This is a genomic window from Imperialibacter sp. (assembly GCF_040222385.1).
Lineage (GTDB): Bacteria > Bacteroidota > Bacteroidia > Cytophagales > Cyclobacteriaceae > Imperialibacter.
Genome location: NZ_JAVKDF010000014.1, coordinates 41063 through 55159, shown reverse-complemented (window position 1 = coordinate 55159; position 14097 = coordinate 41063). Strand labels below are relative to the sequence as shown.

Here is a 14097-nt window from a genome sequence, read left to right as displayed (position 1 = left end):
TGTTCGGATTTTCTTATTAGTCTTGTGCAAATCTATCAATCTGCAAAATAATTACACCAGTTCTTTCGGTAAATGAACGTTTTTTGGAGTTAATTAAACTCGGCGTTAAGACCAACTGTACGAGAATGCCGCTTGTCAGTTTAAACTAACGATGGATAATTACGTTTTTATTATATAGCCCGAATAAACAACATGGATACATTGACAAAAGAACGAAACGAGGAAGTCGAGTCGGAAAACCAAAGAATGATTGAGGAAATGGTGCGTGATTTTGCCGGCGTGGAAATCTCGCCAAACATCAAAAAATGGGATGAGTCCCAGCATTTTCCTAAAGAGCTATTTCATAAAATGGGTGAGCTTGGCCTTATGGGAGTGATGGTGCCGCACGAACTGGGAGGGTCAGGATTTGGCTATCTCGAATACATTACTGCTATCATAGAAATATCGAAAGTGGATCCTTCTATAGGGCTTTCGCTGGCTGCTCACAATTCCCTCTGCACAGGTCACCTGCTTCAATTTGGAAATGACGAGCAAAAAATGAAGTGGCTGCCAAAGCTAGCGTCGGGAGAATGGATTGGCGCCTGGGGGCTTACCGAACCTAACACCGGCTCGGACGCTGCCAATATGAAAACTACAGCAGTGAAAGATGGGAAGGAATGGGTGATCAATGGAGCCAAAAATTTTATCACCCATGGTATTTCTGGCGACATAGCTGTTTTGATAGCAAGAACTGGCAAAACGGGTGATTCTCATGGCATGTCGGCTTTCATAATTGAACGTGGTACGCCTGGCTTTGCCGGAGGAAGAAAGGAAGATAAGCTGGGCATGAGGGCGTCTGAAACAGCTGAAATGATCTTTGAGGACTGTAGAATTCCAGAAGAAAACCTCCTTGGAGAGGTTGGCGATGGCTTTATACAATCATTAAAAGTATTAGATGGAGGCCGGATATCAATAGCTGCGTTAAGCTGTGGCATTGCTGAAGGCGCTTTGCTGGCTGCTTTGGCCTACTCGCAGGAAAGACATCAATTCAACAAGCCTATTGCCTCATTTCAGGGAATTTCCTTTATGCTTGCTGAAATGGCAACCCAGTTGGAAGCAGCCAAACTGCTCACCTATCAGGCAGGTGCCATAAAAAATAGAAAGGGAAAAGTAACAAAGGAATCTGCCATAGCGAAGTACTATGCCTCCGAAGTAGCTGTTTCAGTGGCCAATAATGCGGTGCAGATTTTCGGTGGCTATGGGTTCACCAAGGACTATCCGGTGGAGAAATTTTACAGAGATGCCAAGCTCTGTACCATTGGCGAGGGAACCTCCGAAATCCAAAAGGTGGTTATCTCAAGAGAACTATTGAAATAAATTTGAGTTTTTGGAATTAAAAACTTTATCTTTGCAGCCCATAATTAATTAAGGAAATGATCGTAGTAAACATTAAGGAAAACGAGTCAATCGACAAGGCACTTAAGAGATTCAAGAAGAAATTCGAGAGAACAGGCGTTCTTAAGGAGCTTCGCAGCCGTACTTTCTTTGTTAAGCCTTCTGTTAAAAACAGAGAAGAAAAAATCAAAGCCGCCTACCGTCAGCAAATGATGGGTCAGGAAAATTTATAATAGCGGATATATTTCATAAGTTAGTGAATAAGGTGATTTCACTAACTTATGATTGATTCTTTTCTCAAATACCTCCAATTCGAAAAGAGGCTTAGCCCACACACTCTTACCTCATACAGGAGTGATCTAACTCAGGCTGAGTTATTTCTTTATACTGAATTTTCCTATGGTTTAAAGGATGCCAATTATCAGGCATTGAGAACCTGGCTTATCCACCTTGTTGAGCAAGGCCTGGAGAGCAAGTCAGTCAACAGGAAAATTGCATCCCTCAAATCATATTACAAGTTTCTTCTGCGCAGAGAGGAGATAGAAAAAAGCCCTGCCGACAAACTAAAGCCACTTAAAACTCCCAAAATGCTACCCTCCTTTGTGAGGGAAAGCGAAATGACCACACTTCTCGACCAGATTCCTTTTCCGGAGGGGTTTGTTGGTGTCAGAGATAAGCTCATTCTCGATTTTTTGTACGGCACAGGCATACGCCTTTCCGAATTAATTAATTTGAAGGATGAAGACATCAATTTCTATCAGGGTCACGTTAAGGTATTAGGCAAGCGAAACAAAGAAAGGGTGATCCCTATTCCAGTGCCGCTTGTTGAAGAAGTTAGAAAATATATTCTCCTTAAGAAGGAGCATTTGTCTGAAAATTTCTCTAACTTTTTGATAGTAACTGATGAGGGAGATAAAGCCTATCCTATGATGATTTACAGGACGGTAAAAGCGTATTTGAATATGGTTACTAGCTCGGAAAAGAAAAGCCCACACGTACTTAGACACACCTTCGCTACCCACTTGCTCAACAAGGGAGCTGATCTTAACGCTGTAAAAGATTTACTTGGTCATGCCAATTTAGCGGCTACTCAGGTGTACACACACAATACACTTGATAAGCTGAAGTCTGTTTATAAACAAGCCCATCCAAAGGCTTGATTGTTGTACCCTTAAATTTTAGTATTATGAAACTGCAGATGCATTCAATCCACTTCGACGCCGACATTAAATTGTTGGACTTCATTCAAAAGAAAACCGATAAGCTAAATACCTTTTATGACAGGATTATAGATGGTGAAGTATTTATGCGTCTCGAGAAGAATGATGTAGAAAACAAAGTAGTTGAAATAAAGCTGAATATTCCTGGCTCACAATTGTTTGCCAAAGAGCAGTCTAAATCTTTTGAAGCTGCAACCGATCTGGCAGTGGAAGCCTTGCGAAGGCAGCTGAAAAAATTTAAGGAAAAGCAAAAAGTAGCTTAAAAAGAAAGGCCCGTTTAGTAGCGGGCCTTTCTTTTTCAGGTATGAAAACATACATTTGCCTTATTTTTGAAAACCTTTGGGACGCCAGGTCAGGTAAAACTTGAAATGCTATGAGCCAAGACGAAAGAACCAGATACTCAGATGAAGAGCTTAAAGAATTTGAGGAAATAATCTCTCAAAAGCTCGATAAGGCACGAAGTGAGCTTAAATACATCAAGGAGTCGCTTAGCAGAAGCAACGATGAAGGCACGGATAATACTTCTGGAAACATAAAGGTGCTGGAAGACGGCGCCGACATGATGGAAAAGGAAAATCTGAGCCAGCTAGCCTCCAGGCAGCAAAAATTTATGGTGCAACTCGAAAATGCCATGGTGAGGATAAAAAATGGCACCTATGGCATTTGTGTAGATACCGGAAAGCTAATCTCTAAGGAGCGCTTAAAAGCTGTTCCTCATACTATGCATTCTATTGAAGCTAAATTGAAGCAGTCACGAAACTAAAGTAGTAGGGGTTTATAGCAGTTGGATTATCTTGTCAATCATATTGAAGCACTCATCTTTTGCTCACCCAAGCCAGTAAGGGATGAAGACTTGAAGAGTACGCTGGAGGAAATGTTCGGCACTGAAGTGCCTGGAGATGATATCTCCCTTGCGATTGAAAAGCTAAAAGAAAAATATAGTGCGGAAACCTTTGCCTTCGAGCCTGTAAAGTCTGGAGGAGGCTATCAGTTTCTTACCAAACCAGCGTATCAGGCCAGTATCGGTATTCTGTTAAAGCAGCAATCGAAAAGAAGACTTTCTACCTCCTCTTTGGAAACGCTCTCGATTATTGCTTATAAGCAACCCATGACCAAATCGGAGATCGAGCAAATTCGTGGTGTCAATTGCGACTACGCTGTACAAAAGCTGCTTGAAAAAGAGCTGGTCGAAATTAAGGGAAAGTCAGAAGGGGTAGGCAGACCTCTTTTGTACGGCACAAGCAGCAAATTCATGGACTACTTTGGCATTAACGACTTGAAAGAAATGCCGACACCCAAAGACTTTTTCAAAGAAGAAAATGAGATTGGGGAGACCAAATCGGAAGAATAACCCTTCTTTTTTATTACATTCCACTTATGAAGAAACCATTTAAAGGAGGAAAGAAATTCTCCGACGATAAGCCGTCTTTTGGTGCGGGCAAACGCAGCGAGCCAGGCAAGAGAAGCGATGACCCTAAAAGGTCAGGGCCTTCTGCGAGGCGCAAGGGGGCTGCTGATGGCTCAAGCCAGCCGTCGGAAGGCCGGGCTAGACGAGGTTCTTCAGAGGGCGCCAGCCGTCCTAAGAGGTCAGCAGGGAGCTTTGGTGAAAAGCCGACTGGTCGTGTGAAAAGAAGCTCACCTGACAATGCTTCGGAAGGAGCGTTCGAAAGAACTTCCCGCTTTGCCAGTAAGCCAAAAGGTAAAGGTGCACCAAAAGGCCCAAGAAAGGGTGGGGCAGCTGGAAAACCCTTCAAACAGAAATACGATGCGAAGCCCGTGTCTCCCAATGAGCCAGTGCGTTTGAATAAATACCTGGCTAATGCCGGCATCGCTTCACGCCGGGAGGCCGATAAGCTGATTGAAGAGGGAAAAGTGACCATCAATGGTAAGGTGGTAACCGAGCTTGGGCTTAAGGTAGGGCCAAAGGACGTTGTGAAGTTTGATGGAAGAGTGATGAAGGCTGAGAAGCTGGTTTATCTGCTGTTGAACAAGCCCAGGGATTTTATAACTACAGTTACCGATCCGCAGAACAGGAAGACTGTGATGAAACTAGTGGCCAATGCCTGTGAAGAGCGGATCTATCCCGTTGGCAGGCTCGACAGGAACACAAGTGGGCTGCTGCTTTTTACCAACGATGGTGAACTGGCTAAAAAACTAAGTCACCCATCTCACATGGTAAAGAAGATTTACTATGTTGAGCTAAATAAACCATTGAAGCCTGAGGATCTGGCTAAAATAAAGGCCGGACTGGAGTTACAGGACGGCCCCGTTCAGCCAGACGACATTCAGATTGTGTCGCCAGACTCGATAGGAATTGGCATCGAGATTCATGTCGGTAGAAACAGGATCGTTAGACGTATTTTTGAGTACCTGGGCTACGATGTAGTGAAGCTCGATAGGGTGATGTATGGAGGGCTTACCAAAAAAGACCTTACCAGGGGCACGTGGCGTATGCTTACTAAGTCGGAAATTAATATGCTGAAGAACTTTACCTAATTCAGCCTCACAGGCTTTAGAACCGCTGCTGCGTGGGAGCCATTCCGGTTCCTTGGTAACTTTTATGAATTGTTTTTCGGATTGCCGTAGACCTGGAGCGTCGCTGGTCAACTATTTAGTATGCATGCATACTATTTTTCATAAATCCTTTATATCTTCGAAATAATGAAAGCAAAGTCGGATGACTATCGCTACGTGAAGAAGTGGGATAGTGGGATGAGGAGGATAGAAAAAGAAAATGCCTTCGCTAGCGAAGGCATTTAAGTGATGTGGTGCTGAGTGGATTCGAACCACCGACTCACGGATTTTCAGTCCGATGCTCTACCAACTGAGCTACAGCACCCTCAGAAATGAGAATGCAAAAGTATGGATTAAATGATTTGATCCAAAAACAATTTGAAAAATAAAGGAAACTAGCGACAAACAACATGACCTACCTTCCGCAAATTGCGTTTTTAGCTATTCTGGCCGTTGCGGGCTTTATGCTTTTCGGTCGAATCCGGCAGATAAGAAAGAATATTTTACTGGGAAGGCCTCTTGATAGATCGGATCGTAAGAGTGAAAGATGGAAGACCATGCTGCTTGTGGCATTCGGACAGCAGAAGATGTTCAAGCGTTTTATTCCAGCCTTTTTTCATTTCTTCATTTATGCGGGCTTTCTCATCATTAATCTGGAGGTGCTGGAGTTTGTGCTCGACGGTATATTGGGAACGCACAGGTTATTTGCTCCTTTTATTGGCAGCTTTTATGGAGTGGCCATCAATTTTTTCGAATTTCTTGCGCTGGCCGTTTTAGTTGCCTGTGTTGTCTTCCTGTTAAGGAGAAACATTTTGAGGGTGCCGAGATTCGCAAAGCCTGAGATGAAAGGATGGCCTGCACTGGATGGTAACCTTATTTTGGTAATTGAAAGCGTCCTGATGCTGGCCATCCTGACTATGAATGCCACGGATCAGTTGTTGCAGACTCAATTGCCGGAGGCATATCATCAGACAGGCACTCTGTACATCAGCTCTGTGCTTATTCCGTTATTTGAAGGGCTTAGCACTGGCACATTGGTTGTTGTTGAGCGGATTGCCTGGTGGTTTCACATCATTGGCATTCTTGGCTTTGCTATTTATGTCACTTACTCAAAGCATCTACACATTTTCATGGCATTCCCGAACACGTGGTACTCCAACCTCAATGCGAAAGGGAAATTTGAGAACATGGAGACGGTGACCAATGAGGTGAAGATGATGCTGGGAATCCAATCGGACCAGGCCGCACCTCCGGCAGAGGTAGGAAGATTTGGTGCCAAAGACATAATGGACTTGAGCTGGAAGAACCTGATGGATGCCTATGCCTGCACAGAATGTGGTCGCTGCACCTCTGAGTGCCCGGCTAACATAACTGGCAAAAAACTTTCGCCCCGTAAAATTATGATGGATACGAGAGATCGGATGGAAGAGTACGGGAGCTTTCTTGCTAAAGGTGGCGAGCCTGGTGCAGATGGCAAGTCTCTTCTGGGTGACCATATCTCCAAAGAAGAGATTAACGCTTGCACCACATGCAATGCCTGCACGGAAGCCTGTCCGGTTAATATTGACCCTTTGAATATCATTGTGCAGATGCGACAGTATGTGGCCATGGAAGAATCGGGCTCGCCAGCCTCGTGGAACACCATGTTTTCGAATATCGAGAATAATTTTGCTCCCTGGAAGTTCCCACCCTCCGACCGGTTCAATTGGGCCAACGAACTGAAACAAGAACCTTCAAAAGACTAAACAATGGAGTATAAGATAGCAACGATGGCCGAAATGGCCGCCAAAGGAGAGTCGCCGGAAGTGTTGTTCTGGGTAGGCTGTGCCGGTTCTTTTGATGACCGTTACAAGAGAGTGACGACTGCCTTTGTTAAAATCCTAAACCACGCCGGGATAAAATTTGCAGTCTTGGGCCAGGAGGAGGCGTGCACCGGGGATCCTGCCAAGCGGGCCGGGAATGAGTTTTTGTTTCAAATGCAGGCCATGGCCAATATTCAAGTGCTCAATGGCTATGAAATAAAAAAGATAGTGACGGCTTGCCCTCACTGCTTCAACACCCTGAAGAATGAGTATCCCAGTCTTGGCGGCGACTACGACGTGATCCACCATTCTACCTACCTGCAACAACTTATCAATGAAGGCAGAGTGAAGGTGGCCGGAGGGGCCTTTAAGGGCAAAAAGATTACTTATCATGATAGCTGCTACCTCGGCAGGGCCAATCAGGTGTATGAAGCGCCAAGAGAGGTGATTTCCGCACTTGATGCTGATCTGGTGGAAATGAAGAGATGCAGAACTACTGGGCTTTGCTGCGGTGCCGGAGGAGCACAAATGTTTAAAGACGCTGAGAAAGGCAATAAGGAAATCAATATTGAACGCACCGAAGAGGCACTGTCAACCGGTGCGGAGGTGATAGCCGCCGCTTGTCCGTTCTGCATGACCATGTTGTCGGACGGGGTCAAGAACAAGGAAAAGGAGAGTCAGGTGAGGGTGCTTGACCTTGCAGAACTCATTTTGGCATCAAACTCTGACCTGTCAAATTCGTAGTTGATTGGAACTTTAGTTTTATTGTAATTATTAGTAATAGCGACGGCTCGATTAGTTCATGTAGCCCCGGGCTTTTATATTTACTAAAAATTATAAGGCATGTTTATTCCTTTTGATCAGATGGAGGACACCAGCAGGTTGTGGGTGTACCAATGCGATAGATTCCTTACCGACGAAGAGGTGGAGTGGCTTTCCGGTTCGCTTACTTCATTTCTTGATTCGTGGAAGGCCCATAACCAGCCGCTTACGAGTTCTTTTATTATAGAAAATAAGGTGTTTGTCATTATCGCAGTCGACGAAGCGTCTTATGGTGCTTCAGGTTGTAGTATTGATGCATCTGTTCACGAACTCCAAATACTTCAGGAAAAACTGAAAGTAGACTTTTTTACAAGAGACACAGTGATTTTTAAAAATGGGCAGTCTCTTGAGAGAGTTAAGCTGCAAGAAATAAAACCAAAAGTAGCAAGTGGTGTGCTAGGGGCCGATTCTCTGGCATTCAACACACTGATAAGTTCAAAGGAAGACCTGAAAGCAAATTGGCTGGTGGCGGCTGGAGACACCTGGTTGAAACGTTATTTTAAAACTGCGCATACCTTTCAATAGGGACATTCGTTAAATTGAGTGTTTGAAGGTTGTACCTCGTTTAATAGTAGTTGTTATGAGAAACACCTGTTTGGGACTAGTATTGGGATTGTTTTTTCTGGCTGGATGCAGTGTTTCCAAAAAAGCAGAAAAGTCATATGCCAATGCGGAATATGACGTTGCTATCGACCAGTATCAGACACTGGTGAAGAAAAATCCACGAGATCCTGACCTCAATTACCGGCTTGCGGAAGCTTACAAGAAGTCGAATAAAATTGGCCAGGGAGCGCCCTACTATCGTGCTGCTATTCAGAATGGTATTGATGACGAAATGGCCTGGTTTGAATATGCTCAAGCCCTCAAAGCAGTAGGGAAATATGACGACGCTAAAGATGCGCTGAATGACTACTTACTGAAAGCTTCAACGCCATCTATCAAGAAGCTCGCAGAAGATGATCTGGCGAGCCTTGAGAAGCTTGATCTTTTGAAAGACAGAGAGTCGTACTACAGGGTAAAAAACCTTGAAACGGTTAACACACCAGCTACGGAATATAGCCCTGTTTACAATAAGGGCGACCTGTATTTCACCTCAAACAGAGATGGTGGAAAAGTGTACAAGGCCACTGGTACGGGTTTTACAGATATTTACAGTGTGAAAACAAGAGGCGCCGTTGTCGACCTCACCTCGCTGAAAGCCCTGGATCCGGTTATTAATGACCCAGGAGTTAACGAAGGGTCTGTTGCCTTTTCTTCAGATGGCTTTACGATGATTTTTGCCAAAGGCAACACAGGAAAAAGCAGTGATGCCGAACAAATTAACTTGTTTTTTACCCGATATAGGAACGGGCGCTGGTCTACCCCAAGGCCCGTCAATGTCAATGAACCTTCGTCGTGGGACAGCAGCCCGGCTATGAGTCCTGATGGCACCACTTTGTACTGGGCGTCGGACAGACCAGGCGGACTGGGTGGCAGCGACATTTACTCGGCTACCCTAAACAACCGGGGCCGTTGGGTGGATATCAGAAACCTGGGGCCTGAAATCAACACAGCGGGCGACGAGGCGTTCCCTTACATGGCAGAGGATGGCTCGCTCTACTTCTCTTCCAACGGGCATCCGGGGCTCGGCAGCATGGATATTTTTGTGGCCAAGCGACAGGGCGGAGCGATGAGGGTAGACAACCTTGGGGCACCTGTCAACTCGGAAGGAGACGATTTTGGCTTGTTCCTTTTTAATCCTACGAGAGGCTTCTTTTCTTCCAACAGACCCGGTGGAAAGGGCGATGACGACATTTATACCTTTGTCAATGACGACCCTAATCTGAAAATCATCAATTTTCATCTGGCAGGGACTACTGTGACGCCCGATGCTACCGGAACTGACGAGATTTTAGGCAATACCAAAGTGAGACTTCTGGATGAAAAAGATGACAAGCTGATTAGCGAAACCTTCACCGGTGACGATGGCTCCTTCAATTTTCAGGTTTTTGGGGAAGAAAACTATTATCTGGTAGCCGAAAAGCCAGACTACTTCACCACCAGGATCGACTTTAGCACTGTAGGCAAAACGCCTGACAGAAGCACACTTACTGAGCTGATTACGAACATAACTTTTGAGACAAAAATCCGGCTCGACAAAATTATTATGCAAAAGCCGATTGTGTTGGAAAATATCTACTACGATCTGGACAAGGACGACATTAGGGCTGATGCTGCAGTGGAGCTTGACAAACTGGCACAGCTCATGAGAGACAACCCAGAGATTGAAATTGAACTTGCTTCTCACACAGATGATCGGGCTCCCGACGACTATAACCTTGACCTTTCAGATAGAAGGGCCAGATCAGCGGTTAGATACCTTGTTTCACAGGGAATAAACGCCTCCCGTATGGTGGCCCGAGGGTATGGAGAAACTCAGTTGATCATCAAAGAAGCACAAACTGAGGAGGAGCATCAGGTCAACCGTCGTACCGAATTTAAAGTGACAAAATACGACAAGTCTAAGTTCATCATCGAAGACGAAGATCAGCCCGGCTCGCTGGAAGACGATGAGTTTGATAAGTATTTTAAACGAGGAAACGGGGGAGAACAACAGTAATGGCGCTCGACACTGTAAAGGTCTTTTTGCTTCCCACGGAGCCGGTCTATTCTCATATCCAAAAACTCAAGCTTCAGCTTAAGGAGAAAATAGGCAACTTTTTCTATTGGGACTATGAGCCGCACATTTCCCTTATTTATCTGAAAGTTGAACAGGGTCACCTCGAGCCGCTTGTGCAGGCTGTTGAAAAAGTAGTGACAGGTGTTCTTCCTTTCGACATCTCATTGAATAAAATTATCGCACCCGGCAGGGGTTTGATTTTTGTGGATGTGGAGAAGTCACTCCCTCTAAGGGTATTAACCAATAGCCTTCACCAGGCCTTCAAAGATTACCTGACTGGAGAGAAACCTCAGCACGAAGATTTTGAAAAATACCTGAGGCACCACATCACCATTGGCAACTACATCAAGGGTGACAACTACGACAAGGCGATTAAGTTCCTTGCCAGTGCGTCTGTTCCCGATGCTTTCGAGTGCCGAAGGATTGTGATCTACAGGGAAGATCCCGAAACGAGGAAGAACATCCTTTTAAAGGAGTTTACTATCTAATCATAATCTACAGCCCAGTCGCTCGCATGTCTTCAATTAATTGACTAAAGAAGGCGAACAATTCTTGTGGGTCGCTTATTTTTGTCGGATGAACGAGCGCTACCTGCAAAGAGGTGTGTCGGCCGACAAGGAAGACGTGCACCAGGCAATTTCGAAACTTGACAAAGGTCTTTTCCCCAAAGCATTTTGCAAGATTGTGCCCGACATGCTGGGCAATGACGCTGAATGGTGCAATATTATGCATGCTGATGGTGCCGGCACCAAGTCATCGCTAGCCTACCTGTATTGGAAAGAAACGGGCGACTTAAGTGTTTGGAAGGGCATTGCCCAGGATGCAGTCATTATGAACACCGACGACCTGCTCTGCGTGGGGGCTACCGACAACATTCTTCTCTCCTCGACCATTGGGCGTAATAAGCATAAAGTGCCGGGAGAGGTCATCTCAGCAATTATTAACGGTACTGAGGAAGTCCTGCAGCTATTGAGAGACCACGGTGTGAATATAGCATTGACGGGCGGCGAGACTGCCGACGTCGGCGACCTGGTTAGAACGATTATAGTCGACAGCACAGTGATTGCCAGAATGAAGCGCTCGGACGTTATCACAACAGACAGAATAAAGCCGGGCAATGTGATTGTCGGACTGGCGTCCTATGGCCGGGCTACGTACGAAACCAGTTACAATGGAGGCATGGGTAGCAACGGACTAACTTCTGCACGTCATGATGTTTTTGAAAAGGCCTATGCGGGCAAATATCCTGAAAGTTATGATGCTGCGGTAGCAAGAGACCTGGTGTACTCAGGGAAATACAAGCTAACCGACAGGGTGGCCGGTGTTCCGTTAGATATGGGTAAGCTAGTGCTGTCTCCTACACGGACATACGCACCGGTAATGATGGAGATTTTTAAACACCACCGGGCAGCGATTGATGGAATCGTCCATTGCAGTGGCGGAGCACAAACCAAAGTACTCCACTTTATCACTGAGAACCATGTTGTAAAAAACAACATGTTTGACGTACCGCCTTTATTCAGGATCATTCAGGAAGAAAGTGGTACAGATTGGAAGGAGATGTACAAAGTCTTCAATATGGGTCATCGGATGGAAATATATACCGACGCTGATTCAGCTGAGAACATGATTCAAATTGCGAACAGTTTCGGAGTTGATGCGCAAATTATAGGTGAGGTGAAGGCCTCAGCTAGCCCGCTTGTCACGATTTCCAGTGCACATGGCACTTTTGAGTACAGCAAAGCTTAGCTTTTTATCTTCAGGGATAGAATCATAAAAACAACTAATCCCGTTCCCAGCCACCAACTACCAGAAAGGGCTACACTGGCGGTGAATACAATCAGGTAATATATTGGGAAGAAGACCATGCCCATTCCGAACTTTACAGCACCAAGAAACTTGGTGTCTTTGATTTTACTTTTCAAGAAACGGGAAAGGAGTGCTAGCACGGGCCAGTGTAAAGCACGGGCCAGTGGGTTAATTTTTCTTTTCTTTGGTTTGGGTGCAGGTCTTGAGTCGACGTCTATGTTTCTGAAAAATTCAGGCGACGTTAAATCTACCCCCGAAAGCCCAGCTTCTTCGAACCAAAAATTTTCATTGGCACTGCTGCCAATCTGGATGATCTCCTGCTCCATACCGTCACTCACCGCTTTGGTAAGCGACAGCAGTCCTTTTTGTTCGCTCTCTTCATAATCTTTCTTGAAATCGAGCACTTTGACCGGTTTGCCGAAACGCATCTGAAACGCCGTATTGAAATTCCAGTAGTGCTCGTAGTTCAGTCCCACCGGCACAATATAAATTTCCTTTTCAAAGTTAGACTCCTGTGCTGACTGGAATGCAATACGAGCCATTCCCTTCTTGAGCGGCCTAAGGTTGTGTGCGCAGATTTGGTCACCTTCCGGAAACAGTAGCAGACATCCATTATCCCTCAGTAGCTGACTACAGTTTTTAAACACTTCTTCATTTTTTCCAAGGGTATCCTTGCCGTCTCGCTGCCTATAGACAGGCCACATATGAAAACCAAAAAGAATTTTTTGTATCAGCCCTTTCTTGAACACGTCGGAGCGGGTGAGGAAATGAAGCGACCTGGGCTGAAAACAGGCGGGGAGAATGGCATCCAAAAATGAGTTCTGGTGATTAGGGGCAAGGATGACAGGGGCATTCCTTGGTAAATTTTCGAGACCGGAAACCTTGAAATGGCCGTAGAAAAACCATAGAGCGACCCTAACAATTGGCCGAAAAATGAAATAGATCATGTATAACGTTAAAGTTTAGTTGGAACGGGACCACAGGTAACTCACGGTCATCCCGGATACCATGTGCCAGATGCCCCACCAGGCGGCAATCAGCGCCATGCCTCCCAAGCCGTCAAAAAAAGTAAATATGAGCAAAAGTCCCAAGCCCGAGTTTTGAATTCCTGTTTCAATAGCAATCGTACGACGATCAGTGGATGTCAAACCGGAGAATCTGGCCAGGGCATAGCCTCCACCCAGGGCAAGCGCATTGTGGATCAATACTAGAATGACGACCAGGTAAATATGGTTGTAAAATATTTCGTAGTTGGCGGTAAGGGCTCCAACAACGAATAGCGCAAAGATGCCCAGGGAGACCTTGCGAAATACATTGCCATATTTCAGGCACCATTCCGGGGCTTTGTGCTTTGCTGTCATGCCTACGATAAGTGGCACGCCAAGTATGATGAATACGGCCGTAAAAACATCTAAAACGGAAAGATCCACTTTTGTAAGCAACCTGGCGGTAGGCTCATATTGGCTGGCCCAGAATGATAGATTGATAGGGGTGAAAAGAATAGCACCTACAGTTGAAAATGCGGTGAGGGTGACTGATAGTGCCACATTGCCTTTGGCCATGAAAGAGAAAAAATTCGAGACATTACCACCAGGGCAGGCCGCTACCATGATCATGCCCAGAGCAATACTTGGGGCCGGTTCCCACGCCAGTATGAGAAGAAAAGTCAGAAGAGGAAGGACGAGGAACTGTGAGATGATACCTACAACCGCCGCTTTCGGGTATTGGGCAATCTTTTTAAAATCTCCCACCGAAAGTTCAATGGCCACGCTGAACATGATGAAGGCCAGCAGCAAGTTTAGACCCCAGGCAGATCCCTGACTAAAATTAAGATGCACACTATCGATCGCTTCCATGTATTTTTAATGCAAGGCGAAAGATAGGAAGAAAAATGTTT

15 protein-coding genes and 1 tRNA gene are annotated in these 14097 nt (G+C 45.4%); 13 read left to right on the top strand and 3 right to left on the bottom strand.

Translation table 11 applies throughout. The features are described from left to right. The first annotated feature begins 192 nt into the window (after positions 1 to 192). The 7 genes from RIG68_RS03170 to RIG68_RS03140 all read left to right on the top strand — a co-directional run bounded on the left by RIG68_RS03170 (position 193) and on the right by RIG68_RS03140 (position 5090). Positions 193 to 1356, top strand: a complete 1164-nt coding sequence (locus tag RIG68_RS03170; protein WP_350118483.1) for an acyl-CoA dehydrogenase family protein — start codon at positions 193 to 195, stop codon at positions 1354 to 1356. 56 nt (positions 1357 to 1412) lie between these two features. Further along, entirely contained in the window at positions 1413 to 1607 is a 195-nt protein-coding gene (gene rpsU / locus RIG68_RS03165) for a 30S ribosomal protein S21 (protein WP_151996200.1), read from the top strand. 48 nt (positions 1608 to 1655) lie between these two features. Beyond that, the gene (locus RIG68_RS03160; RefSeq protein WP_350118481.1) at positions 1656 to 2534 is read left to right on the top strand and encodes a tyrosine-type recombinase/integrase; all 879 of its coding nucleotides are present in this window, start codon (positions 1656 to 1658) and stop codon (positions 2532 to 2534) included. Between the two features lie 26 nt (positions 2535 to 2560). Beyond that, positions 2561 to 2857, top strand: coding sequence for a ribosome hibernation-promoting factor, HPF/YfiA family (gene hpf, locus RIG68_RS03155; protein ID WP_151996202.1), 297 nt, complete (start codon positions 2561 to 2563; stop codon positions 2855 to 2857). 110 nt (positions 2858 to 2967) lie between these two features. After that, entirely contained in the window at positions 2968 to 3357 is a 390-nt protein-coding gene (locus tag RIG68_RS03150; RefSeq protein ID WP_317489381.1) for a TraR/DksA family transcriptional regulator, read from the top strand. 21 nt (positions 3358 to 3378) lie between these two features. Then, positions 3379 to 3945, top strand: coding sequence for an SMC-Scp complex subunit ScpB (gene scpB / locus RIG68_RS03145; protein WP_350118479.1), 567 nt, complete (start codon positions 3379 to 3381; stop codon positions 3943 to 3945). Between the two features lie 26 nt (positions 3946 to 3971). Then, complete coding sequence (locus RIG68_RS03140; RefSeq protein ID WP_350118477.1) at positions 3972 to 5090, top strand: pseudouridine synthase; 1119 nt, start codon at positions 3972 to 3974, stop codon at positions 5088 to 5090. 270 nt (positions 5091 to 5360) lie between these two features. Here the strand turns inward: RIG68_RS03140 and RIG68_RS03135 are convergent. Beyond that, a tRNA-Phe gene (locus RIG68_RS03135) sits at positions 5361 to 5433 on the bottom strand. Positions 5434 to 5518: 85 nt separating this feature from the next. On the opposite strand from RIG68_RS03135, the gene RIG68_RS03130 reads away from it, so the two are divergent. The 6 genes from RIG68_RS03130 to RIG68_RS03105 all read left to right on the top strand — a co-directional run bounded on the left by RIG68_RS03130 (position 5519) and on the right by RIG68_RS03105 (position 12140). Beyond that, on the top strand, positions 5519 to 6853 hold the full coding sequence (locus tag RIG68_RS03130; RefSeq protein WP_350118475.1) for a 4Fe-4S dicluster domain-containing protein: 1335 nt from the start codon (positions 5519 to 5521) through the stop codon (positions 6851 to 6853). Between the two features lie 3 nt (positions 6854 to 6856). Then, positions 6857 to 7654 carry a (Fe-S)-binding protein gene (locus tag RIG68_RS03125; RefSeq protein WP_350073302.1) on the top strand — a complete coding sequence of 266 codons (798 nt, stop codon included), beginning with the start codon at positions 6857 to 6859 and terminating at the stop codon, positions 7652 to 7654. A gap of 99 nt (positions 7655 to 7753) precedes the next feature. Then, positions 7754 to 8257, top strand: a complete 504-nt coding sequence (locus tag RIG68_RS03120; protein WP_350118473.1) for a hypothetical protein — start codon at positions 7754 to 7756, stop codon at positions 8255 to 8257. Between the two features lie 55 nt (positions 8258 to 8312). Further along, entirely contained in the window at positions 8313 to 10331 is a 2019-nt protein-coding gene (locus RIG68_RS03115) for a CHU_0125 family OmpA-like outer membrane integrity protein (RefSeq protein WP_350118471.1), read from the top strand. Then, on the top strand, positions 10331 to 10879 hold the full coding sequence (locus tag RIG68_RS03110; protein WP_350118469.1) for a 2'-5' RNA ligase family protein: 549 nt from the start codon (positions 10331 to 10333) through the stop codon (positions 10877 to 10879). Before RIG68_RS03115 ends, RIG68_RS03110 begins: the two co-directional genes overlap by 1 nt. 88 nt (positions 10880 to 10967) lie before the next feature. Next, on the top strand, positions 10968 to 12140 hold the full coding sequence (locus RIG68_RS03105; RefSeq protein ID WP_350118468.1) for an AIR synthase related protein: 1173 nt from the start codon (positions 10968 to 10970) through the stop codon (positions 12138 to 12140). Here the strand turns inward: RIG68_RS03105 and RIG68_RS03100 are convergent. Both RIG68_RS03100 and RIG68_RS03095 read right to left on the bottom strand, forming a co-directional pair. Continuing rightward, positions 12137 to 13147 (bottom strand): 1-acyl-sn-glycerol-3-phosphate acyltransferase, encoded by a 1011-nt coding sequence (locus tag RIG68_RS03100; protein ID WP_350118467.1) that lies wholly within the window; start codon positions 13145 to 13147, stop codon positions 12137 to 12139. The genes RIG68_RS03105 and RIG68_RS03100 overlap by 4 nt on opposite strands. A gap of 15 nt (positions 13148 to 13162) precedes the next feature. After that, positions 13163 to 14056, bottom strand: coding sequence for a bile acid:sodium symporter family protein (locus RIG68_RS03095; protein WP_151996213.1), 894 nt, complete (start codon positions 14054 to 14056; stop codon positions 13163 to 13165). Between the last annotated feature and the right edge of the window lie 41 nt (positions 14057 to 14097).

Excerpts from the sequence above, each read along its gene's own strand:
- RIG68_RS03170 (WP_350118483.1), top strand. The coding sequence starts at position 193 with ATGGATACATTGACAAAAGAACGAAACGAGGAAGTCGAGTCGGAAAAC.
- rpsU (WP_151996200.1), top strand. The coding sequence starts at position 1,413 with ATGATCGTAGTAAACATTAAGGAAAACGAGTCAATCGACAAGGCACTT.
- RIG68_RS03160 (WP_350118481.1), top strand. The coding sequence starts at position 1,656 with ATGATTGATTCTTTTCTCAAATACCTCCAATTCGAAAAGAGGCTTAGC.
- hpf (WP_151996202.1), top strand. The coding sequence starts at position 2,561 with ATGAAACTGCAGATGCATTCAATCCACTTCGACGCCGACATTAAATTG.
- RIG68_RS03150 (WP_317489381.1), top strand. The coding sequence starts at position 2,968 with ATGAGCCAAGACGAAAGAACCAGATACTCAGATGAAGAGCTTAAAGAA.
- RIG68_RS03140 (WP_350118477.1), top strand. The coding sequence starts at position 3,972 with ATGAAGAAACCATTTAAAGGAGGAAAGAAATTCTCCGACGATAAGCCG.
- RIG68_RS03130 (WP_350118475.1), top strand. The coding sequence starts at position 5,519 with ATGACCTACCTTCCGCAAATTGCGTTTTTAGCTATTCTGGCCGTTGCG.
- RIG68_RS03125 (WP_350073302.1), top strand. The coding sequence starts at position 6,857 with ATGGAGTATAAGATAGCAACGATGGCCGAAATGGCCGCCAAAGGAGAG.
- RIG68_RS03120 (WP_350118473.1), top strand. The coding sequence starts at position 7,754 with ATGTTTATTCCTTTTGATCAGATGGAGGACACCAGCAGGTTGTGGGTG.
- RIG68_RS03115 (WP_350118471.1), top strand. The coding sequence starts at position 8,313 with ATGAGAAACACCTGTTTGGGACTAGTATTGGGATTGTTTTTTCTGGCT.
- RIG68_RS03110 (WP_350118469.1), top strand. The coding sequence starts at position 10,331 with ATGGCGCTCGACACTGTAAAGGTCTTTTTGCTTCCCACGGAGCCGGTC.
- RIG68_RS03105 (WP_350118468.1), top strand. The coding sequence starts at position 10,968 with ATGAACGAGCGCTACCTGCAAAGAGGTGTGTCGGCCGACAAGGAAGAC.
- RIG68_RS03100 (WP_350118467.1), bottom strand. The coding sequence starts at position 13,147 with ATGATCTATTTCATTTTTCGGCCAATTGTTAGGGTCGCTCTATGGTTT.
- RIG68_RS03095 (WP_151996213.1), bottom strand. The coding sequence starts at position 14,056 with ATGGAAGCGATCGATAGTGTGCATCTTAATTTTAGTCAGGGATCTGCC.